Genomic DNA, 21,481 nt, shown 5'->3' with positions numbered 1-21,481 from the left:
CACCGGCTGTGCTGCCGTCCTACCCTGGGAAGATGAGCGAACCGGAGAACACCCCCGAGCCCCCCGTCCACGCCCGGACCGCCCTGGTCACGGGAGCCTCCACCGGTATCGGGGAGGAGTACGCCCGCAGGCTCGCCGAACGCGGCTACTCCCTCGTCCTGGTAGCCCGGCGCGGGGACGTTCTCGACACGCTCGCCGAGGAGATCACCACACGCTACGGGGTGCACGTCCAGCCGCTCGCCGCCGACCTCGGTACCGACGAGGGCCTCTCCCTCGTCGCCCACCGGCTCCGGGCAGACGGCAGCGGAACCGAGGCCCCCATCGACCTGCTGGTCAACAACGCCGGGCGCGGCGACGGCGGGACCTTCACCGAGCAGGAGCCCGCCGAGATCGACGCCATGCTCGACCTCAACGTGCGCGCCGTCCTCCACCTGGCCCGCGCCGTCCTGCCCGTGCAGATCGCCCGTCGCGGGGCCGGCGAGGTCTCGGCCAAGCTCGGCGTCATCAGCGTCTCCTCCCTCGCGGGCGAGATCGTCGCGAACCCCGGTGGTTCCGTCTACGGCGCGGGCAAGAAGTTCGTCACCCTGTGGAGCGAGAGCGTCGCAGCCGAGGTCGCCGAGTACGACGTGCACGTCACCGTCGTCCTGTCGGGCTTCGTCCGCACCAACATGACCCTGGGCGTCCAGGAGAGCGGGCTCCCCGCGTTCGCGTTCGTTCCCAAGGACCTGGTCGTCCGCGAGTCGCTCATCGCCTGGTCGGCCGGACGCCCGAGCGTGGTCCCCGGCGGGCAGTACAAGATCGCGACCGGACTCCTCCGATTCCTGCCCAAACCCCTCGTTCGCGCCACCGCCCGCCGGGTCCGGTGAGGGGAGCGCGATGGGGTGTGTGGCGAAAACCGCCGCCCACATGCTGAGACATCCTGGGCCCGGTGCCACGCCGGGCCACCGGACCGCCTACCCTGGTACCGCATCTGTCGGTCGAGGAAAGACACCATGAAGACCTTCGAAGAGCTGTTCGCCGAGCTGTCCGAGAAGGCGCGCTCCCGCCCCGAGGGGTCCGGGACCGTCGCCCAGCTCGACGCCGGCGTCCACGCCATCGGCAAGAAGGTCGTCGAGGAGGCCGCAGAGGTCTGGATGGCCGCCGAGTACGAATCTGACGAGCAGGCCGCCGAAGAGATCTCCCAGCTCCTCTACCACCTCCAGGTTCTGATGCTGGCCCGTGGCCTGCGGCTCGAAGACGTCTACAAGCATCTGTAGGTCGGTCCTCGCGCCCGCCGCGGCGCGTACCGGCCCGGACGTCTCCGCACCCGTACGCACAGCCAACAGAAAGCCACGAACATGCCCGACATGTTGAGAATCGCCGTGCCCAACAAGGGCCAGCTCTCCGAACCCGCCGTCGAGATGCTGCGCGAGGCCGGGTACCGGCAGCGCAAGAGCAGCCGCGACCTGGTCATGGTCGACCCGGACAACGACACCGAGTTCTTCTTCCTGCGACCCAAGGACATCGCCGTCTACGTCGGCGAGGGCATCCTCCAGGCGGGGATCACCGGCCGTGACATGCTGCGCGACTCCGGCGCGCCCGTGGACGAGGTCCTGGCGCTGGGCTTCGGCGGCTCCACGTTCCGGTTCGCCGCCCCCAACGGCGCGGGCATGACCCTGGACGACCTCGACGGCAAGCGCATCGCGACCTCCTTCGACGACCTGCTGCGCGCCCACCTCGCGGAGAAGGGCGTCAACGCCCGCGTCATCCACCTGGACGGCGCGGTCGAGAGCTCTGTCCAGCTGGGCGTCGCCGACGCCGTCGCGGACGTGGTCTCCACCGGCACCACTCTGCGCCAGGCCGGCCTGGAGACCTTCGGGGATCCGATCCTGCTGTCCGAGGCGGTCGTCATCCGGCCGACCGGTGCCGGGGACGACCCCAAGATCGAGACGCTGCTCCGCCGCCTGCGGGGCGTCCTGGTCGCCCGCGACTACGTGATGATGGACTACGACGTGCACGCCGAACGCCTGGAGCCGGCGGTCGCGCTCACCCCGGGCATGGAGGGGCCGACGGTCTCCCCGCTGCACAGGGAGGGCTGGGTCGCCGTCCGGTCGATGGTGCCGCGCAAGGACGCCCAGCAGATCATGGACGACCTGTGGACGCTCGGAGCGCGCGCCATCCTGGTCACGGACATCTACGCCTGCCGTCTCTGACACCTTTCACGGCACAGACGTGACACGGGCCCCGCGACGACCGTCGCGGGGCCTCTCCCGTCCGTCCGCGTCCGCGCCCGCGGGGCGAGAGGAGGCCTGGCCGCGGGCCCGGTGCGGGAGCCGGTACCGCCGGGCGGCGGGCCTCTTCCGCCCTCCCGCCCCCGTGGAGGCCGATTGGTCCGCTTGACGGTGGCCTGTGCCAGGATGCCCGAATGATCGAAGACTTCCGCGGCGCCATCGGCGCCGTGGCCGAAGCCGCCGAGAACCAGCCCTCCCAGTTGCGCGCCGCCGTCAGCGCGGTCTTCCAGCTGGCCGACCGGGTCCCCGCCGACACCCGGATCGAGGGCCTCGCCGCGCTCACCGGGACCCTGCGCGCCCACCAGCGGACGGCGGGCGTCGCCGCCGACATCGCCCTGCTCTGCGGGGCCCTGGTGGAGAGCGGAGTGCCCGCCGGGCCCGCAGGGATGGAGGTCATGAGCCAGCTCGCCGAGTACGGCAAGATGGCCGGAGTCTTCCTGGACGCGTGGCAGAAGTCCGGGGACGACGCACCGCCGCACCCCGGCGCGGTGAGCGATGCGTCCGAGGAGCGCGTCACGCCCGCCCTCGAACACCTGGCACCCCTCGCCACGACCGGCTGGTGGGTCTCGCACCGCTACGGTCTGGCAGCCAAGACGATGCTGGGCGACTCCGGTGTGCGCGCCGCCCTGAGCGCGGACCCCCGGATGCTCGGGGAACTGATCGTCATCGCCGCCCGGCTGCGCCCGCACGTGGAGGAGTACGGCGAGATCGCCGAGCTGCTGCACATGGCGGAGGCCGCGCCCGTACCGGTCCCCGGTGCGCCGCCGCTCCCCGCGGAGCCGTGGGGCGAGGCGCAGGCGTACCAGCACGACTTCGTACCGCCGCCGGTCCCGGACCACGGAGCCCCCGGCCAGGCCGTGCAGGAGCCGGCTCCGGCGGCCGTTCAGGTTCCCCCGCCCGCGCCGTGGGGGGAACCTGTGGGCCCGAGCGCGCGGTCCGCGTCCGCCGGGGCGACACCCCCCGGCGCCGTCCACATGGACCCCCTGCCCGCGGGCGTCTCGGACAGCTCGGGCTGGGGGCCCTCCTGGAAGGACTGATCCAGGGGCGCCGGAGGGTTCGCCGCGCCCGCGGGCGGTCAGTCCCTCGCGGCGTCGGCCGGGCGGCACTGGAGCGCCGCCCAGATCAGCGGGACCTGGAGCGGCACCCGGCCCCAGGCGACCACCTTGTTGTCGGCGGGGCCGGGCAGCCTGCCCGAACCCGAGTCCAGGGCCATCTGCACGTTGGCCGGCCACACGGCGAGCAGCAGCGCGGCGCTGACCGGACCGGCCCACCGCCTGCGCGTGAGCAGGCCGGCACCGCAGGCCAGCTCGGCGACGCCGCTGCCGTACACCCACGCGCGCGGCTCGGGCAGGTTCCGGGGCATGATCGCCTGGAAGGGCTTGGGCGTCGCGAAGTGCAGCACGCCCGACGCCACGAACAGGCCGCCGAGCGCGTACGGGGCGGCGCGGCGCACCTTGGACAGCAGGCCGCCGGGCGTCTTCGAGGGGGTCATGGGTTCTCCTCCTGAGCTGGTGGTCCGCGCCGATCCCCCCAACCTACTCGCTGGTAGGTTCCGGGGGCAGGCCTCCCGGAGCGCGCCGGGCGGTGGGCCCGCACCGTCACACGGTCCCGCCCGGCGCGGCCCACCCCCGGGACGCCGAGGGCCCCGGAACCGGCGGGTTCCGGGGCCGGGGCCACCACCTCAACAGCAGCGCGCACCGGGGTCGGTGTCGCCCTTGTCCGTGTGGTGGCGCCAGAAGACGCGCTCGGTCATCGGCTCCTCACCCGGGTGCTCCCTGGAGTGGTGCTCCAGGTAGATCTCGTAGGCCCTCGCGCCCACGACGCCCCGGGCGATCTGCCACGCCTCCCGGAGGCCGCGCGCCAGGTTCGCCCCGAACTCCGAGCGTGTCGGCATGCCCTACTCCCTCTTCGCTTCCGGGGAGCCGCCCCCGGTGTCCCCGTCCGTTGCCGGCGGCCCCTCCGCGCCGACGGCCGCGAGCTCCGCGGCGAACGCCTTCTCCTCTTTGGTGGCGATGAGGCCGGACGGAGCCCAGATCTTCGACCGCTCGTACGGGGTCTCGGTGGTGGGCAGCGTACCGTCGGGCGCGCGCAGCGCCCTGATCCACACCCGGACCGAGTCGGCCAGGATGATGACGATCAGCAGAGCGAACAGGGCCGACAGAATGCCGTCCACGGTCGTGTTCACCACGACCTGGCGCATCGCGGACTCGCCCTGGATCGCGCCGACACCGGTCTCGCCGTTGGCGAGGGCGTCGGAGAACTGCCGGCGCTGGGCGAAGAAGCCGATCTTCGGGTCGGCGGAGAACACCTTCTGGTAGCTGGCGGTCAGCGTGACCACCGCGTCCCACGCCAGCGGCACCAGCGTCACCCACGCGTACTTGGCACGGCCCGACTTGATCAGCAGCGTCGTGCACACGGCGAGCGCGACCGCCGCCAGCAGCTGGTTGGCGATGCCGAAGAGCGGGAACAGCTGGTTGATGCCGCCCAGCGGGTCGTTGACGCCCGCCCACAGGAAGTAGCCCCAGGCGGCCACGATCACCGCGCTGCAGAACCACGCCCCGGGCTTCCAGCTCGGGTCGCGCATCGGCTTGTACACGTTGCCCAGGGTGTCCTGGAGCATGAAGCGGCCCACACGCGTCCCGGCGTCCACGGTGGTGAGGATGAACAGCGCCTCGAACATGACCGCGAAGTGGTACCAGAACGCCATCATGGCGTCGCCGCCGAACACCTCCGAGAAGATGTACGCGGCACCCAGGGCGAACGTCGGCGCACCGCCGGTGCGCGCGAGGATCGAGTCCTCCTCGATCAGGTCCGCCGTGTGCTGGAGCGTCGCGGCGTCGATGCTGAAGCCGAGCTGGCTCACCACCTGCGCGGCGCTCTCCACGCTGTCGCCCAGCGCGGTCGCGGGCATGTTCATCGAGAAGTACACGCCCGGGTCGATGATGCAGGCCGCGACGAGGGCCATGATCGCCACGAACGACTCGGTCAGCATCGAGCCGTAGCCGATCATCCGGACCTGGCCCTCCTTCTCGATGAGCTTCGGGGTGGTCCCCGACGAGATCAGCGAGTGGAAGCCGGACAGGGCGCCGCAGGCGATGGTGATGAACACGAACGGGAACAGCGAACCGGCGAACACCGGGCCCTGGCCGTTGAACGCGAACTCGGTGAACTGCGGCAGCTGGAGCTTCGGCATCGCCACGATGATCGACACCGCGAGCAGCACGACCACGCCGACCTTCATGAAGGTCGACAGGTAGTCGCGCGGGGCCAGCAGCAGCCACACGGGCAGGACCGAGGCGACGAAGCCGTAGACGATCAGTCCGAAGGTCAGCTCGTTCGGCGTGAACAGGAAGACCTCGCGCAGCACCGCGTGCTCGGCCACCCAGCCGCCGCTGACGATGGCGAGCAGGAGCAGCACCACGCCGATGGCGGAGGTCTCCATGACCTTGCCCGGCCGCAGATAGCGGAGGTACACCCCCATGAACAGGGCGATCGGGATCGTCATGATCAGGGAGAACGATCCCCAAGGCGATTCCGCGAGCGCGTTGACCACGACCATGGCGAGCACGGCGAGCAGGATGATCATGATCGCCATCACGGCGATGAGCGCGGCGATGCCGCCGACCGGGCCGATCTCCTCGCGGGCCATCTGGCCGAGCGAGCGGCCGTTGCGCCGGGTGGAGAAGAACAGCACCACCATGTCCTGCACGGCGCCGGCGAAGATGACGCCGAGGATGATCCAGATCGTGCCCGGCAGGTAGCCCATCTGGGCGGCCAGGACCGGGCCGACCAGGGGACCGGCTCCGGCGATGGCGGCGAAGTGGTGACCGAACAGGACCCGGCGGTCGGTGGGGTGGTAGTCGGCCCCGTTGTTGAGGCGCTCCGCGGGGGTGGCCCGGGTGTTGTCGGTCATCAGCACCTTGTACTGGATGAACCGCGCGTAGAACCGGTACCCGATCGCGTAGGACGCGAGCGCCGCGAAGATCAACCACGCGGCCGAGATCTCCTCACCGCGGTTGAGCGCGATGACGCCCCACGCGAGTGCGCCCACGAGGGCGACGACGATCCAGACGGCGATGCTCCGGGGCGTCCACGTCGGCTTCGGCGGCTGTGCCGCCTGCCTACTGATCGGAACAGAGGGCATCCGATCGTTCTCCTCTTCTGCTGGCAACCGCCGGGGAGGGTCCGGTGGTCTGGTAGCGATCATCGTGCCCAGCCGAGGCGTTGTTGCCAGCGTCACAAAGGCACCGATTGCATCACGGATGCAACACTGCGGGAACTTTCCCGCGCTACGGGTTTCCGGGCGTCCGGGGTGGCCTCCCGGACGGAGGAGTGCACCGGTGGTGGGTCGGCACGGGCACAATGTGGAGATGAACCAGCGAATCCCGGACACCGCCCCCTCCACGGACTTCTCCGCACTGGAAGACGGCGCGGTCACCCTCGCCAGGGTGACCGGGGAGACCGGGGGAGACCTCGTGCTCCGCCGTGTGGGAGCCCACTACGAGATCTACTCCAACGGGTTGTTCCTCATGGACACCCGCGACGGCACCTCGGAGAGGGAGATGGTGCGCGCCGGACTGGCGGGCCTGCCGGAGGGCCGCTCCCGCGCCCGCATCCTCATCGGGGGGCTGGGTGTGGGCTTCTCGGCGAGGGAGGCCCTGGAGAACCCGAAGGTGTCGCTCGTGGACGTCGTCGAACTCGAACCCCAGGTGATCGCCTGGCACGACGGAGAACTGGGCGAGGCCGCCGACTACGTCCACCGGGACCCGCGCTGCCGGGTGCACAACGCCGACATCGTGGCGTGGCTGGCCGGGGCGTCCGCGAAGGCGAAGCCTCCCCGCTACGACGTGATCTGCCTGGACACCGACAACGGCCCCGACTGGACGGTGGTCGAGAACAACAACCGCCTCTACGAGGCGGCGGGGCTGGAACAGCTCACCCGCCTGATGGCCCCCGGCGGGGTGCTGGCCTTCTGGAGCGCCAACGAGGTGGAGAGCTTCGAGGTCCTGCTGCGCGAGCACTTCGCGGAGGTCGAGGTCATGGAGGTGACGGTCTCGCACAGGGTGCCCGACGTCGTCTACCTGGCCAGCGGCCCCAAGGCCCCGTAGCCGCCGGACCGGGCCGGCGCGGCCGGGTCCGCCCTCCGGCGGAGGGCCGCGCCGGACACCGGTGACACCGGGTCTCAGGCCTTGTTCTGCGCCATGTAGCCGGCGAACTCCTCCAGGGAGATCCGGGAGTCGCCGTCGCTGTCCATGGAGCGGACCACCTCGGCGGCCTGCTCCTCGGTGCACTCGTCGCCGATGTTGTGCATGAGGGAGGCCAGTTCCTGGGCGGAGATGAGCCCGTCGCCGTCGGTGTCGACGAGGGCGAACGTGGCCGCGTACTCGGTGGTGGGCATCTGTGGCTCCAGGGGTCGGGGTGTGTTCGGCGAAAAGGCTATCGGCCGGCCCGGGGGAAGCGGAAGGGGCCGCGCACACCGGCGCGGCCCCTGGATCCCTACCCCCGTGGGTGTCTAGCGGGAACCCACGGACGCCCGCGAGCCGATCCACCGGGCGACGATCGTGAACAGCACGACCAGGACGAACAGGCACAGCGCGGCGCCCCAGGCACGGTCGACACCGGCCTCGAAGGGCTGGGCAGCGCCCCGGTACAGCTGCATCGGTACGGCGCCCTGCGCGGACCCCTGCATCGCCGTGACGACCAGTCCCGAACCGAACGCGGTCAGCAGCAGCGGCGCGGTCTCACCGATACCGCGGGCGACCGCCAGCATCGAGCCGGTGGCCAGACCCGGCGCGGCGGCGGGCAGCACCGTGTGCACGATCGTCTGCCACTTGCGAGCCCCGAGGCCGTAGCTGGCGTTGCGGAGCTCGTTGGGCACCAGACGGAGCATCTCCTCCGCCGAGCGCGTCACGATCGGCAGCATCATGACCGCGATCGCCACCGCGCCGACGAACGTGCCGAAGCCCATTCCGCCCCAGCCGATCACCAGCAGGCCGTACACGAAGAGGCCGACGAAGATCGACGGGATGCCCGTCATCACGTCGGTGAAGAAGCGGATCGAGGAGGTCAGGCGGTTCGGCCCGTACTCCACGATGTAGACCGCCGTCGCGATGCCGAACGGGATCGACATCAGGACCGCCAGCGCCATGATGTACAGCGTGCCGACGAAACCGGCCGCGTAGCCGCCGCCCTCGCGGCGGGGCGGGGGCTCGGTCTGGGTGAAGAAGTCCAGGTTGACCACGCCGATGCCGCGCCGGGTGACCTCGAAGATGATGAGGACCAGCGGGATCATGGCGAGGACCATCGCGGCGGTCAGGACCACCGTCGCGGAACTGTTCTTGAACTTGCGGAACCCGGAGCCGGGGGAGCGCTGGCTCAGCGGGGCGGGCCGTGCGGCCGGAGGGGTGGTGGTCGTGGTGCTCATACGGCGGCGTCCCCCTTGAACTGCCCCAGGCGCCAGACGATGACGCGGGCCAGGATGTTGACGATCATCGTGACGAGGAACAGCGCGACGCCGATCGCCATGAGCGCGATCCGGCTCTCCGGCGTGGACTCGCCGAAGGTCGCGGCGATGTGCGAGGCCATGCTGCTTCCGGTGCCGAACAGGCTGGCGCCCCAGCCCTGGGACCCGCCGATCAGCATCAGGACGGCGATGGTCTCGCCCAGGGCGCGGCCCAGGCCCAGCATGGCCGCGGCCACGATCCCGGAGAAGCTGGAGGGCAGGACCACCTTGGTGATGACCTCCCACCGGGTGGATCCGAGCGCGTAGGCCGCCATCTGCTGTTCCAGCGGCTGGACGGCGACCACCTCGCGGATGATGGCGGTCATGATCGGCAGGATCATGATGGCCAGGACGATGCCGGCGGGGAGGTAGCCGACGCCGCGCACCGGGCCCTCGAAGAGGAAGAACCAGCCCATGGACCCTTCGAGCCAGTCGAAGAAGGGCCGCATGACGTTGGGCAGGAACCAGTGCAGGCCCCACAGGCCGAAGATGACGCTGGGCACCGCGGCGAGCAGCTCGACCGTGTAGGACAGCGGCTTGGCGATGCGGCGCGGTGCCAGGTGGGTCAGGTAGACGGCGACCATGATCGCCAGCGGCAGCGCGATGGCGATCGCGATCACCGCGGTGACCAGGGTCCCGTAGATGAACGGCCAGGCGCCGTAGGTGCCGGTGATCTCGGTGCGCGAGCCGCCGGGGTTCCATTCCTGCCCCAGAAGGAAGCCGAAGAAGCCCTCCTTCGCGAAGACGGGCCAGGCCTCGGACGTCGTCCGGATGACCATCAGCGCCAGGATGATCAGCACGATGGTGCCGCAGGCCGCTACGAGGCCCTTGAAGATCGGGTCTGCCAGGCGCCCCTTGCCGGACGTGAGCGTCCCCCGCCGGGGGTCCTCGGGGGCCTGTGGGGCCTCGGGGGCCTCGGTGGACATGTGCTTCTCCTCTGTGGCTTTCGTGGGAGTGGAGAGCGGCCGCCCCGGCACCTCTGGGCGGCGGGGGACGGGGGCGGGGCCGGGGTACGACGACCCCGGCCCCGGTGGAGGGTTACTCCGTTGCTTCGGCGTCCTCGTCGGCACCGGCGTCGGCGTCAGCGTCAGCATCGGCGTCAGCGTCCTCGTCGGCACCGGCGTCGGCCTCGCCGCCGCCGTTCTCGGAGTTGGTCTTCTCCAGCTCGGCGATGACGCGGTCGGTCAGCTCGTCGCTGAGGGGGGCGTAGCCGAGCTCGCCCGAGAGCTCCTGGGCGCCCTCGTCGGTCAGGGCCCAGGTCCAGAAGTCGATGATCGCCTCGCTGGAGGCGTCCTCGTAGCCGCAGGTGTAGGTGAAGATCCAGTTGGACCCGGCGATCGGGTAGCCCTCGCCGCCGATGCCGTCGATGGCGAACTGGAAGTTGTCCGGGATGTCGGCCTCACCGGAGGCCGCGATGGTGGACTCCAGGGTCGGCTCGATCGGGGTGCCGTCCGCGTTCACGATGTGGGCGACGGCCAGGTCGGCCTCCTGGGCGAAGGACTGGTTGACGTAGCCCAGCCCGCCCGGGTTCTGGGTGATGCCCTGGGCGACGCCGTCGTTCTGCTGGCCGCCGACCAGGCCGTCGGCCCAGGTCAGCTCCTTGCCCTCGCCGTACTCGTCCGCCCACGACTCGACCTCGGTCGTCAGGTAGTGCGAGAACACGTAGGTGGTGCCCGAGCCGTCGGAACGGTGGACGGGGATGATCTCCTCGTCGGGCAGGTCCATGTCCGGGTTGAGCTCGGCGATGGCCGGGTCGTTGAAGTTGGTGATGTCGGTGGAGTAGATCCCGGCGAGGGTCTCCGCGTCCAGGATCAGACCGTCCAGCGCGGGGTCGCTCAGAGCGATCACGACCGCGCCGAACACCACCGGGAACTGCACGGCCTCGCAGCCGCGGGCCTCGGAGGCGGCTGCCAGCTCGTCGTCGCTCAGGAACTCCTCGGAGGAGCCGAAGTCGACGGTCTGCTCAAGGAACTGCTCGACGCCCGCACCGGAGCCGACGCTCTGGTAGTTGACGCTGACCCCGGGCTGGACCTCGCCGGAGTAGGTGTAGATCCAGTCCTGGAACAGGGGATCGGGGAAGCTGGCTCCGGCGCCGGTCAGCTGTGCGCTGAGATCGCCGCCGCCACCACCACCATCTGCACCGTCACCTGCCGCGTCGCCGCCACCACCGCACGCCGTGGCGAGCAGGGGAATGGCTGCCAGGACGGCGAGCTTGGAACGCCCGTTGCGCATGTCGTAGTTCTCCTCGTTGAATCACCGCTGTCGGGGCTGACGTAAAACGACAGTAAGTGCGCAGAAAGTCGCGCCGACATCGAAATGAAGGCTGGATGGTAGAAGGCGGGTGAATGCGGAGTGAATGGAGGTAACCGTTTAATAACGTCAGAGTTTTTCGGCTATTGTCGGCTTCTGTCATCTTCCCGGAACGCACGGTGATGACCTGCGGGTATGCCGACCTCCACGCGGGTTCGCCCGTGACCGACCGGCAAGGAAGGTGACGTGCCCGGTTGCCCGGGGGTTCACCTTCACGTGTGTCTGCCAGCAAAGTGACGCCAAGATGAACAATGGGGTCGCTCCGGTGTCTGCCGGAGGACCCTGGGTGTTCGTCAGCAGCGTTCTACATTTGCTCAACCACCATTCGCGGTGTCGAGCCGGTACCCGATTCCGCGCACCGTGTGGATGAACCGGGGCTGTGCCTCGGAGTCACCCAGCTTGTGTCTCAGGCGGCGGATGTGCACGGCGATCGTGTTGTTCACCGGCGGCAGGGGTTTGTGCCACACCTCGGTCCACAGCTCCTCGCGGCTGACCACCCGCCCGTTGTTGCGCAGCAGGAAGTCCATGATCCCGAACTCCCGCAGGGCCAGGTTGACCGGGTTGCCGTCCACGAACAGCCGGTGCCCCAGGGCGTCCAGCTCCAGCGCGCCCGAGCGGAGCGCGGCGGACGGAGCTCCGTGCTCCGGGCCGGCCCCGTCCGCGCCGGGAAGCGAGCCGCGCAGCAGGGCCGCCAGCTCGGGGATCCGGTAGGGGCGGCTCACGCACGCCGTGGCACCGGCCGCCAGAGCCCGCATCGCCCGCTGGGAGTCGCCCGGCCCCACCCCGATGAGTATCGGGATCTCGGTCGCCCGGCGGGTGACCCGCACCAGCGTCTCCAGATCGACCTCGGGCGGGGTCGCGCTGGTCACCAGCGTGTCCGGCCGCATCATCCCCACCCGCAGCAGCGCCTCCGCACCGTCGACGCACACGGTGATGTCCACGTCGTGACCGCTCAGCGACAGCACCAGCTGATGGGACTGCTCCGACTCCGGTTCGACCAGCAGCACGCGCAGCGGGCCCTCCCAACGGTCCGCGCGCTCCACCAGGTCCGTCTCCCCCAGGGCACCCGAAACAGGAGGGACGGACGCGGAGGGCGTGAGCGCGGGCATGGGGGTCCACTTCGTCGAAGGTGCGGGGGAGGGACGCCCCGGAGGGGACCTGTGAGGTCGATCAGCCGAAGCGGCCCACGATCGCTGGTCGCCCCGGAGGGGGTCGATCAGCCGAAGCGGCCCACGATCGCTGGTCGCCCCGGAGGGGGTCGATCAGCCGAAGCGGCCCACGATCGCTGGTCGCCCCGGAGGGGACCGCGGAGCGGTGAGGTCGATCAGCCGAAGCGGCCAGCGATATAGTCCTCGGTCCGCTGGTCAGAGGGCTTGCTGAAGATCGTGGTGGTCTCGTCGTACTCGACCAGGCTGCCGTAGCGGTCGCCCTCGTCGTCCACACCGGCGGTGAAGAACGCGGTCCGGTCGGACACCCGCGCCGCCTGCTGCATGTTGTGGGTCACGATGACGATGGTGTACTCGCTGGCCAGCTGGTACATCAGGTCCTCGATCTTGAGGGTCGCGATGGGGTCGAGCGCGGAGCACGGCTCGTCCATCAGGATCACCTCGGGGTTCACCGCGATCGTGCGCGCGATGCACAGGCGCTGCTGCTGGCCGCCGGAGAGGGCGAAGGCGCTCTCCTTGAGCTTGTCCTTGACCTCGTCCCACAGGGCGGCCTTGGTCAGCGTCTCCTCGACCAGGTCGTCCATGTTGCCCCGGGCGCCGTTGATGCGCGGGCCGTAGGCCACGTTGTCGTAGATCGACTTCGGGAACGGGTTGGGCTTCTGGAAGACCATGCCGATCCGGCGGCGGACCTCGATCGGGTCCACCTCGGAGGCGTACAGGTCCTCGCCGTGGTAGGTCACCCGGCCCTCGATGCGCGCTCCGGGGATGAGGTCGTTCATCCGGTTGAGCGTCCGCAGGACGGTGCTCTTCCCGCAACCGGACGGGCCGATCATCGCGGTGATCTGACGCGGTCCGACCTTGAGGTCCACGTCGCGCACGGCCTTGTTGGACCCGTAGTAGATCGAGAGCCCGGAGACGTCGAAGACGGGGTCTCCGAGATCCGGGACCTCCCGGTTGTACCGGACGGTGTCGGGTGCGACGCCGCGACCGGACTCGGTGCCGCGATCGGTGCCGCGAGGGGTCGCGGTGTTGCTGACAGACATGTGTCCACTTCCGGGTCGGACGGTGCTGCGCGGTCAGGGGGGGTAGAACCGGCGGAGCGCGGTCGAATCCCATGCAAATCCGTCCACATGAAGCCCGGGTGAACGATCCTCGTGGTCAAGGTGAACGTGGGCGGTGGACTCGGAGGCGTTCCGAACGCCGAACGTGGTCCACCCGTCACCGAAGGCGTGCACGGGCGTGGCGGGCCCGTCTTCGGGCACGCGAACGCCCGGCCCCGCCGTTGTCACGGGAGGGCCGGGCGTGGGGCCTGTCGGTACCCCCGGCTACTCCGGGGCGTCGCCGCCCTGTTCGGTGATCTTCTGGCGTACCTCGTCCATGTCCAGTTCCTTGGCCTGGGTGATCAGGCTCTCCAGCGCCTCGGAGGGCAGGGCACCCGGCTCGTTGTAGATGACGGTGCGCTCGCGCACGATCATCAGCGTCGGGATGGACTGGATCTTGAACTCGAAGGCCAGTTCGCGCTGCGCCTCTGTGTCCACCTTGGCGTGCACGATGTCGGTGTGGGTGTCCGCGGACTTCTCGAAGACCGGGGCGAACTGCCGGCAGGGACCGCACCAGTCCGCCCAGAAGTCGATGAGGACGAAGTCGTTGTCCTTCAGCGTCTCCGCGAAGTTGTCCTTGGTGAGCTCGACCGTGGGCACGTGGTCTCCTGATCTCTTCGTTGGTTGGAGTCGACCGTCGGCCAACCGCCATCTCTCAGTCCTACAGCGGTCGTGCCCACTCGTTTGTTCCGCATGCCTGCGCGGTGGGTCGGGCCCCTGTTCCAGATGGGCGATTTCCAACACAACACGTGTTGCATACCTGTTTGGGAGGAAAGGCGACCGGCGGCTAGTGTCGAGGCGGGGCACGGTTCCACTGTGTGGCACCGTGACCGGACGGGGACGGAAACCGGGAAGTGCCGGGCGGACGGGGGTGGGCGTGAAGGACTCCACAGGACCTGGCAGCGACGCGCCGGACCGGCCCGTCGACTACCGGTTCACACTCGCGAACGAGCGCACCTTCCTCGCCTGGGTGAGGACCTCCCTGGCCCTCCTCGCCGGCGCCGTGGCGGTCCTGCACCTGCTGCCCCTCGGCTGGGCGGAATGGCCCCGCACCGCGGTCGGTCTGCTCCTGGCGGTGCTGGCCGGGATCATCACGGTCTACGCGCCGCTGCGCTGGTACCGCGTGCAGAAAATCATGAGCAGGGGCGGGACTCTGCGGCTGAGCCTGCTTCCCCTGGTCACCACGTTCGCGGTGGGGCTGGTGTGCGCCCTCGTCCTGCTCGGCAACCTCCTGTGAGCGAGCCCGTCGAACGCGACGACCCCGGGCTCCAGCCCGAACGCACCCTGCTGTCCTGGCAGCGAACGCTCATCCTGCTCGTCGTGGTGGGGCTGCTGTTCCTGCGCGGTGCGCTCACGAGCGAGGCCGCCACCGCCCTCCGAGCGTCCCCGTCGGTGCGCGTGGCCACGACGGCCGCGCTGCTGCTCGTGTGCGCCGTGCTCGGCGTGCACCTGTGGATGCGCTGGCGGCGCACCGTGTACGGCACCCGTGAGCCGGGGAGGGGCGGGCCCCCGTTGACCGTGGCCCGGCCGTGGGCGATGGCGCTCCTGTGCTCGGCGGTGCTGGCGCTGTGCGTGGTCCTGGTACTGACGGAGCTGCTGGGACTCTGACCGGGGCGCGGACCGTTCCGGCGCCTCGCGGTACGGGCCGTCCGCCCTGATCTGTCGCTCCTATGCCCTGTTCGGGCCGGGTGGCGAAGAGCCCGGCGCTGTCGCTCCTGCCCTCTGCGGGCGTGGAGCGCGCCGGAGCCCGCCGAGGCGGGCTGCCACCGTCATGGCACCGGAGACCGGTCCTCTCGTCGCCGGGGTGCCGTCACGTTGTCGGGGCCGGCGGGGGCGGGGAGGCGCCCCGTGCCGGTCGTGCGGGAGGAGGCCCTAGGCGGGGGCGGGCACGGCCCGCGGCGTGTTCCGGTGCTCGACGATCGACCGGATGATGTCGTTGAGGTCGCGCTCGGGCCGGTAGCCGATCAGGCGCCCTGCCAGCGACGTGTCCGGGTAGCGGCGCTGCATGTCCTCGTAGCCCTCGCCGTAGGCCTCCTCGTAGTCGATGTAGGTGATCGCGCTCGCGGAGCCGGTGAGCTCCACGACCCGGTCGGCGAGGCCCTTGATGGAGATCTCCTCGTGGCCGCCGAGGTTGACGGCCCGGTTGAAGGCCTCCGGGGTCTCCATCAGCCTGAGGAGGCCGGGCACCACGTCGAACACCGAGCCGAAGCAGCGGCGCTGCGTCCCCGTGCCGTACACGGTGATCGGCTCCCCCGCCATCGCCTGGTCGACGAACCGGGGGACCACCATGCCGTAGCGGCCGGTCTGACGGGGGCCGACCACGTTGAAGAAGCGGGCGATGACGCACGGGACCCCGGACTCGGAGCCGTGCACGTAGGCGACCAGCTCGTCCAACCCCTTGGCCGCGGCGTAGGACCACCGGCTCTTGGTCGCGGAACCGTAGATCCGGTCGTCCTCCTCCTTGAGCCCGTTGGCGTCGTTCTTGCCGTACACCTCGCTGGTCGACGCGATCATGTAGGGCACGCGGTGCGCGACCGCCGCCTCCACCACGTTCTCGGTCCCGTGCAGGTTGACCCTCAGGGAGCGCAGCGGGTTGTCGACGATGTTGTAGACACCCACGGCCGCGGCGAGGTGGAACACGGTGTCCGCCTCCGCGACCAGGTCGTCGACCAGGCCCCTGTCCAGGACGTCCCCGTGCACGAAACGGAACCCGGGCGAGCCCTCCACCTGGGTGAGGTTCGCTGTGGAACCCGTCGACAGGTCGTCCAGGACCGTCACCTGGTATCCCTGTGCGACCAGGTGGTCGCACAGGTGAGAGCCGATGAACCCGGCTCCTCCGGTCACTACAGCCTTCATGGTTTCCCCTCCACTGCGGGCGATGTGCGTTGAGGTACTTCCGGAGTTGCGCGAGCGGGGCGCGTGTGGCAGAAGTGTGTGGTCCGGGACGGGGTCCCGGTCGTTCAGGCCAGGCAGCGCAGCACGTGGAAGCCCTCCCCGAGGGCGACCCCGGCCTGCATGCCGCGGAGCACGGCGAGGCTGCGCAGGGTCAGCTCGGATCGGGTGTGCGGGTGCCTGTGGCTCTGCGATCCGTACAGCTCCATGCCGAGAAGCTTGTCCAACAGTTGCGGCTCGTCCAGCTCGACGACGAGGTTCGGAGGCGCCACCGGCTCGGAGCGCCACTGGTCGGCGGCCTCCTCGTAGGCCAGCACCAGGCGCGGGTGGTGCCGCAGGGCGGTGTTCGAGGGGCGCAGCGCGGTGTGCACGGCCTCGGCCGTGACCTGGTGGTCCTGGTTGTAGCTGGTGCGGTGCGGGGCCAGTACGACGGTCGGCCTGAGCCGCTCGATCGAGAGCGGGCTCCCGCACTCGATCAGCTGGGTCAGGTCCACCCGGGCGACGGTGTCGAGTCGCAGGTGGTAGGCGCTCCCGGGGAGGGCCATGTGCCAGTCGTCCCAACGGAAGTGGTCGGAGACCTTCTTGATCTCGGCGTAGCGCTCCTCGGCGGTGGAGAAGCCCTTCGGTGACTGGTCGGTGGTGTCCCCGACGGTGAGGAACTGGACGAACACCTCGGCGCCGGCACTCTTGGCCTTGCTCATGAGGCCGCCGCAGCCGAGCGTCTCGTCGTCCGGGTGGGGGGCGTAGACCAGAATGCGTTCCTGTGACCAGTCCGTCGTCATGCCGGTTTCCCGTCCTTAGCCGAGGTGGGGCGATCGGGGGTGTCCCGAACCGGTGGAGCGGTCTCGTGTGACCCGCGGGGGCGGTCGGGACGTCGACCCGCGTGAGGACGCGCGGTCAGCTCAGGGTTCTCGCCTGCCTGAGCACGTCGAGTGCGTCCGGCCCGGCGTTGAGAAGGAGGTCGATCGCCGACAGGCGCGGCATGAAGCCGACGTCACCGCGCATGTGCTGCGGGTACACCGGATGCCGGAAGTCCTGCCATTCGACGCCGATCCCGTAGCGGCGCAGGGTTTCGGTGTCCAGGTAGTCCCTGGCGCCGTCCCCTGAGAGCATGATGTCCGCGCCGGCCTTGGCGCAGATCTGGGCGAGCAGCTCGCTCTTGTGTCCGGGGAAGTCCCCGATCTCACTGGCGAGCACCAGCGGGGTGTCGATCCCGTAGCAGCGCATCAGCATACGGATCGTCTCCGTGGCGAGCTTCGCGAGGTTGTCCCACTCTCTCTCGTACAGGTGGGCGATTTCGTCGCGGTATTCCCGCCAGTAAGGGGCTCTACGGTAACAGTGTTCCGAGAGTGCCTTGTAGTGCTTGGTCCTCCATTGCTGACCGTTGTCAATATACTTGTCCAGTATGCGGTCATCGCGGTTGCCCTGGTTGACCGGCACGGTGAGGAGGACGGGTTTGTCCCGCCCGGCGACGTAGTTTCGGTTCTGCCATCCGCGTCGTTCGAACTGAACCGTGTCTAACACGACAAAACGGTCAGCACGGTCGATCTTGTCGATGAGGCCCAGCCACGGCAGATAGTGCGGCTGGTGGAGCGCCACCCGCGTGACGGACTCAGGGGTCTCGATGTCATCGCTGGTGACGGTGTTGCTCATGGGGCCGCAGGCATGCCTGTCGCGGGCCGGATCAGGCGAGGGGGATGGTGAGCCGCCGATCACGCCGAGCATTCTCCTTCTCTCCGTGGGTCACCCTCTGCAAGGATTGGCTTGGTTTCCAGACAGCCGTAATAAACCAGGGGCGTACCCGACCCCCGGTCCTCCTCACAAATATCTTCTAATGGGTACCACCTCACACAAGCCCGTGTATACGATTTGCGTGGCCTACATAGGACGCGAACGAGGGTCAACCACTCCGTATCGTAGGGCGTCAACCTAACACCGACTTTGCGGGTCAATGTCGGTCCGAAACCGATATCTTTCGGAGAGGTCCTAGCGCTGTGCGTATCGCGCGTTTCATCGGTGGTCTGCTGACCGGGTTGATCGCCCTGGTCCTCGCCGTCTCACTTTTCGTCTACTGGTTCGCCTTCGCCGTGGACATGGCGGCCGCCGCGGGTCTGGGCGCGTTCGGCTACGTGTTCCTGTGGCTGGCTTTCGGCGCCAACCTCCTGCTGTGGACGGTCGTCGGCCTCCTGCGCCTGGGCGAGGACTCGGTCCGCGCCGTGGTCCGGCCGCGCGTGCGGGGGCGCCGTGCCGTCCGGCCCGCCTCCCCGGAACGGGTCCTGGTCGGGGCGGGCACCGCCCGGGGCGGGCGCTCCGGTGCCACCGCCGGAGCGACCGGCTCCGTCACCGGGGACCACACCGCAGGAGAGGTCGGGAGCGACCCCGCTCCTGCCCCCGACGGCGGTGACGGCGTCCCCGGCGTCTCCCTCGCGGTCATCATCCCCGCGCACAACGAGGAGCCCGTCATCCACGCGGCGATCGGCTCCGCGCTGAGCCTGTTCAACCGCTGGGACATCTACGTCGTCTCGGACTCCTCCAAGGACTCCACCGCGGAGATCGCCGCCAGGACCGGCGTCAACGTGCTCGAACTCCTCACGAACCGCGGCAAGGCCGGGGCCATCGAGGCCGTCATCGAGGAGTTCTCCCTGACCGAGAACTACGGCGGGGTCCTCATCCTGGACGCCGACACCGAACTCGACCCGGGGTACGTGGAGGGGGCGAAGCGGCAGTTGGAGGACCCGACGGTCGCGGCCGTCGCGGGGTTCGTCGTCTCGGAGTGGAAGCCGAAGGAGCGCACGGTCGTCGGCAGGACGATCTCCGCGTACCGGGACCGCCTGTACTTCATGCTCCAGTACCTCATGCGGTTCGGGCAGACCTGGAGGCACGCCAACACGGCGTTCATCGTGCCGGGCTTCGCCAGCGTCTACCGCAGCGAGGCGCTGAGGGAGATCGACATCAACCCCAGGGGACTGGTGATCGAGGACTTCAACATGACCTTCGAGGTGCACCACAAGCGTCTGGGCCGCATCTCGATGAACCCCGACACCAAGGCCTACAGCCAGGACCCCTTCACGTTCGGCGACTACTACAAGCAGGTCAGCCGGTGGACGCTGGGCTTCTGGCAGACCGTCCGCAGGCACAAATTCTGGCCGAGTGTCTTCTGGGCGTTCCTCACGCTCTACATCGTCGAGGTCGTGCTGGTCTCCCTGGTCCTGCTGCTCACCACACTGATCGGGGTGTTCGTCCTGGTGGGCACGCTCGGCGGAGAGCCGTTCGGGACGCTGCCCTTCTTCGGCGGGGCCTTCACCGCGGTGTCGGCGTTCCTGCCGCTCCTGGCGATCGCCATCGGCCTGTTCATCCCGGACTACATGCTCACGTGCCTGATGGCGATGATCCGGCGGCGGCCGTCCTACCTGCTGTACGGGTTGCTCTTCTTCCCGATCCGCCTGGTGGACGCCTACCTCGCGCTGCGCATGATCTCCAAGGCGTGGACCACCGACTCCGACGGTCGGTGGAGCAGCCCGGACCGCGTTTCCAACAAGGGCTGACCTGCGCAGATGTGAGATTGTCCGGCCGCGGCCACCCCGGGGGCCCGCGGCCCCGGACAGCGTTTAGCCTCAAGGAGGGCCCCCGACCCTCCTCGGGGCGGAAGTCTTCTGAAGCGTGTGAGGTAGCGGTGGACAAGAGGCGTGTGTCGTTCGCGGCGTACAGAGTGCTCGCGTACGTGACCGGTGTTTTCCTGCTGGGGCTGACCTTCGTGGCCATGCCCGCCAAGTACCTGGTCGGTGAGACGGCCCGGTTCTCCCTGACGGCCGCGCCGCAGGGCTGGGAGCACTGGTTCGGCCCCGAGTCACCGCTGATGCTGTTCATCGCGATGCCGCACGGCTACATCTACATGGTGTACGTGTTCGCGGTGCTGTGGGTGGCGCTGGACCGGCGCTGGAGCGCGGCACGCACCCTCGGCGTGGCCCTGGCGGGCACCGTCCCCGTGGTCGGGTTCGTGGTCGAGCACCGGGTGGTCAGGTCGGAGCAGGCCAAGGAGCGCGCCGCGCAGGGGCGGGCTCAGGAGCCCGCGACCGCCGGCTGACCCTTTGAGCCCTCCTCCTCGGAGGCCCGTTCCCGCCGGGAGCGGGCCTCCGCCAGCTCCCGGCGCATGAGGATGATCCAGAAGACCACCGCGGAGACGCCGAACATCGCCCACTGCACCGTGTAGCTGAGGCTGCGCCAGTTGATCCTGACCTCGGTGGGCGGCTCGGGCGGCGGCACCGGGACCAGGGCGTCCGTGGCCGGGTCCTGCCCGGGCAGGGTGACGTAGCCCTCGTAGAGGGGGTGGTCCCACTCCTGGACCAGCACGGACGCGGCGATGCGCTCGACCTGTCCCTCGGAGACCTCGACGGGGACGACGCCCTCGGCGCCGACGGGCGGCAGCAGCCAGCCCGTGACGGTCACCTCGCCGCCGGGTGCGTCGGGGATGTCCTGGCCCTCCTCGGCCCAGCCACGGTTCACGGTGACGGCGCTGCCGTCCGCGGTGACCAGCGGGAGGATGACGTCGTGGCCGGCGACGCCGTCCACGGGACGGGGCACCAGGAGCTGGGCGCCGGTGTCGTAGTGGCCGGTGGCCTCGACCGCCTGGTTCGCGAAGGAGTCCGGGTGCATGTACTCGCCGGGTTCCAACAGGTCCGAGACGGGTTGGGCGGAGGCGAGGTCCTCGACCGGGTTGGTGATGACCCCCCGGTCGGGTTCGAAGGCGCGGACGAACTGCCACGAGGTGCCCGCGACGCACACGAGGACGACGAGCAGGGCGGCCAGGTGGATGCCGAGCCAGCGAGGGCTGAGGAGCGGTGATCTCACCGGACCAGGCTATGCGCGGTCCCCGGGGACGCCGTCATGACCCCTGGTTGACGATGGTCCGGCGCCCTTGGTGTGCGGGCTGCACAGCAATGACGATCACTTTAAGTAGTTTCTCGTGACTGAGGGTTGTTCTTCGAGGTTGGGGTGGGTAGTGTCATCAACAACGCGGAACGACAAGGTCGATCCGCGGCAGACCTTACAGGCCGCGACTCCCGGGGGGAGGAGTCGCTGGCCGCTTCCCAGGCGAGGGTTGCTTCCGTACTTTGAGGGGGGATGCGGGAGCGACCCTCGCCACCCTTTTCCGGGGGCGGGCCAGGTGGACACCGAGGGCGAGCACGTCGCCGACTGGCACGCGGAGGTCCGGATCGAGGAGGGCGCCGAGCGGGGCAGTAC

General features: G+C 69.6%; 23 protein-coding genes. 9 read left to right on the top strand and 14 right to left on the bottom strand.

The features are described 5' to 3' along the window. Positions 1–32 precede the first annotated feature (32 nt). From ACFWTE_RS14485 to ACFWTE_RS14470, 4 genes are all read left to right on the top strand, one after another. Positions 33–866, top strand: coding sequence for an SDR family NAD(P)-dependent oxidoreductase (locus ACFWTE_RS14485; protein WP_378779846.1), 834 nt, complete (start codon positions 33–35; stop codon positions 864–866). A gap of 126 nt (positions 867–992) precedes the next feature. Beyond that, the gene (locus tag ACFWTE_RS14480) at positions 993–1,256 is read left to right on the top strand and encodes a phosphoribosyl-ATP diphosphatase (RefSeq protein WP_014913038.1); all 264 of its coding nucleotides are present in this window, start codon (positions 993–995) and stop codon (positions 1,254–1,256) included. Positions 1,257–1,337: 81 nt separating this feature from the next. Next, positions 1,338–2,192 carry an ATP phosphoribosyltransferase gene (hisG, locus tag ACFWTE_RS14475; RefSeq protein WP_378779845.1) on the top strand — a complete coding sequence of 285 codons (855 nt, stop codon included), beginning with the start codon at positions 1,338–1,340 and terminating at the stop codon, positions 2,190–2,192. A gap of 212 nt (positions 2,193–2,404) precedes the next feature. Next, a complete protein-coding gene (locus ACFWTE_RS14470; protein WP_378779844.1) occupies positions 2,405–3,307 on the top strand; it encodes a hypothetical protein in 903 nt (300 codons plus the stop codon). A gap of 38 nt (positions 3,308–3,345) precedes the next feature. Here ACFWTE_RS14470 and ACFWTE_RS14465 read toward each other — a convergent pair whose 3' ends face one another. The 3 genes from ACFWTE_RS14465 to ACFWTE_RS14455 all read right to left on the bottom strand — a co-directional run bounded on the left by ACFWTE_RS14465 (position 3,346) and on the right by ACFWTE_RS14455 (position 6,414). After that, positions 3,346–3,762: a MauE/DoxX family redox-associated membrane protein gene (locus ACFWTE_RS14465; protein WP_378779843.1), complete on the bottom strand. Its 417-nt coding sequence runs from the start codon at positions 3,760–3,762 to the stop codon at positions 3,346–3,348. Positions 3,763–3,951: 189 nt separating this feature from the next. After that, positions 3,952–4,164 (bottom strand): YbdD/YjiX family protein, encoded by a 213-nt coding sequence (locus ACFWTE_RS14460; protein WP_378779842.1) that lies wholly within the window; start codon positions 4,162–4,164, stop codon positions 3,952–3,954. Positions 4,165–4,167: 3 nt separating this feature from the next. Then, on the bottom strand, positions 4,168–6,414 hold the full coding sequence (locus tag ACFWTE_RS14455; RefSeq protein WP_378779841.1) for a carbon starvation CstA family protein: 2,247 nt from the start codon (positions 6,412–6,414) through the stop codon (positions 4,168–4,170). Positions 6,415–6,640: 226 nt separating this feature from the next. Between ACFWTE_RS14455 and ACFWTE_RS14450 the strand changes: the two genes are divergently transcribed. After that, positions 6,641–7,378: a spermidine synthase gene (locus ACFWTE_RS14450; protein WP_378779840.1), complete on the top strand. Its 738-nt coding sequence runs from the start codon at positions 6,641–6,643 to the stop codon at positions 7,376–7,378. A gap of 74 nt (positions 7,379–7,452) precedes the next feature. Here the strand turns inward: ACFWTE_RS14450 and ACFWTE_RS14445 are convergent, their stop codons facing one another. The 7 genes from ACFWTE_RS14445 to trxA all read right to left on the bottom strand — a co-directional run bounded on the left by ACFWTE_RS14445 (position 7,453) and on the right by trxA (position 13,948). Continuing rightward, complete coding sequence (locus ACFWTE_RS14445) at positions 7,453–7,668, bottom strand: EF-hand domain-containing protein (RefSeq protein ID WP_378779839.1); 216 nt, start codon at positions 7,666–7,668, stop codon at positions 7,453–7,455. A gap of 114 nt (positions 7,669–7,782) precedes the next feature. Continuing rightward, entirely contained in the window at positions 7,783–8,694 is a 912-nt protein-coding gene (gene pstA / locus ACFWTE_RS14440) for a phosphate ABC transporter permease PstA (protein ID WP_378779838.1), read from the bottom strand. Further along, positions 8,691–9,698: a phosphate ABC transporter permease subunit PstC gene (gene pstC / locus ACFWTE_RS14435; RefSeq protein WP_378779836.1), complete on the bottom strand. Its 1,008-nt coding sequence runs from the start codon at positions 9,696–9,698 to the stop codon at positions 8,691–8,693. The genes pstA and pstC overlap by 4 nt, the downstream gene beginning before the upstream one ends. Positions 9,699–9,810: 112 nt before the next feature. Next, positions 9,811–11,004, bottom strand: coding sequence for a phosphate ABC transporter substrate-binding protein PstS (gene pstS, locus ACFWTE_RS14430; RefSeq protein ID WP_378779835.1), 1,194 nt, complete (start codon positions 11,002–11,004; stop codon positions 9,811–9,813). Positions 11,005–11,396: 392 nt separating this feature from the next. Further along, entirely contained in the window at positions 11,397–12,191 is a 795-nt protein-coding gene (locus ACFWTE_RS14425; RefSeq protein WP_378779834.1) for a response regulator transcription factor, read from the bottom strand. Positions 12,192–12,406: 215 nt separating this feature from the next. Then, a complete protein-coding gene (gene pstB / locus ACFWTE_RS14420) occupies positions 12,407–13,291 on the bottom strand; it encodes a phosphate ABC transporter ATP-binding protein PstB (protein WP_378779833.1) in 885 nt (294 codons plus the stop codon). Positions 13,292–13,573: 282 nt separating this feature from the next. Then, a complete protein-coding gene (trxA, locus tag ACFWTE_RS14415; RefSeq protein ID WP_267947578.1) occupies positions 13,574–13,948 on the bottom strand; it encodes a thioredoxin in 375 nt (124 codons plus the stop codon). A gap of 271 nt (positions 13,949–14,219) precedes the next feature. Here trxA and ACFWTE_RS14410 point away from each other — a divergent pair, with 271 nt between their 5' ends. Continuing rightward, positions 14,220–14,585: a YidH family protein gene (locus tag ACFWTE_RS14410; protein WP_378779832.1), complete on the top strand. Its 366-nt coding sequence runs from the start codon at positions 14,220–14,222 to the stop codon at positions 14,583–14,585. Continuing rightward, entirely contained in the window at positions 14,582–14,956 is a 375-nt protein-coding gene (locus ACFWTE_RS14405; RefSeq protein ID WP_378779831.1) for a DUF202 domain-containing protein, read from the top strand. The genes ACFWTE_RS14410 and ACFWTE_RS14405 overlap by 4 nt, the downstream gene beginning before the upstream one ends. Positions 14,957–15,220: 264 nt before the next feature. Here ACFWTE_RS14405 and ACFWTE_RS14400 read toward each other — a convergent pair whose 3' ends face one another. The 3 genes from ACFWTE_RS14400 to ACFWTE_RS14390 all read right to left on the bottom strand — a co-directional run bounded on the left by ACFWTE_RS14400 (position 15,221) and on the right by ACFWTE_RS14390 (position 17,893). Next, positions 15,221–16,204: an NAD-dependent epimerase/dehydratase family protein gene (locus tag ACFWTE_RS14400; protein ID WP_378779830.1), complete on the bottom strand. Its 984-nt coding sequence runs from the start codon at positions 16,202–16,204 to the stop codon at positions 15,221–15,223. A 104-nt stretch (positions 16,205–16,308) separates the two neighbouring features. Beyond that, a complete protein-coding gene (locus ACFWTE_RS14395) occupies positions 16,309–17,022 on the bottom strand; it encodes a PIG-L deacetylase family protein (RefSeq protein ID WP_378779829.1) in 714 nt (237 codons plus the stop codon). A gap of 115 nt (positions 17,023–17,137) precedes the next feature. Beyond that, complete coding sequence (locus tag ACFWTE_RS14390) at positions 17,138–17,893, bottom strand: WbqC family protein (RefSeq protein ID WP_378779876.1); 756 nt, start codon at positions 17,891–17,893, stop codon at positions 17,138–17,140. Positions 17,894–18,234: 341 nt separating this feature from the next. Between ACFWTE_RS14390 and ACFWTE_RS14385 the strand changes: the two genes are divergently transcribed. Both ACFWTE_RS14385 and ACFWTE_RS14380 read left to right on the top strand, forming a co-directional pair. Further along, the gene (locus ACFWTE_RS14385; protein ID WP_378779828.1) at positions 18,235–19,785 is read left to right on the top strand and encodes a glycosyltransferase; all 1,551 of its coding nucleotides are present in this window, start codon (positions 18,235–18,237) and stop codon (positions 19,783–19,785) included. Positions 19,786–19,913: 128 nt separating this feature from the next. Further along, positions 19,914–20,324, top strand: coding sequence for a DUF3817 domain-containing protein (locus tag ACFWTE_RS14380; RefSeq protein ID WP_378779827.1), 411 nt, complete (start codon positions 19,914–19,916; stop codon positions 20,322–20,324). Here the strand turns inward: ACFWTE_RS14380 and ACFWTE_RS14375 are convergent. Further along, the gene (locus ACFWTE_RS14375) at positions 20,300–21,088 is read right to left on the bottom strand and encodes an SURF1 family protein (protein ID WP_378779826.1); all 789 of its coding nucleotides are present in this window, start codon (positions 21,086–21,088) and stop codon (positions 20,300–20,302) included. The two genes, ACFWTE_RS14380 and ACFWTE_RS14375, sit on opposite strands and share 25 nt — an antisense overlap. Between the last annotated feature and the right edge of the window lie 393 nt (positions 21,089–21,481).

The organism is Nocardiopsis sp. NPDC058631 (assembly GCF_042716955.1).
GTDB lineage: Bacteria > Actinomycetota > Actinomycetes > Streptosporangiales > Streptosporangiaceae > Nocardiopsis.
Note: the sequence above shows the minus strand (reverse complement) of the source record. Positions and strands in the feature narration are given on the sequence as shown.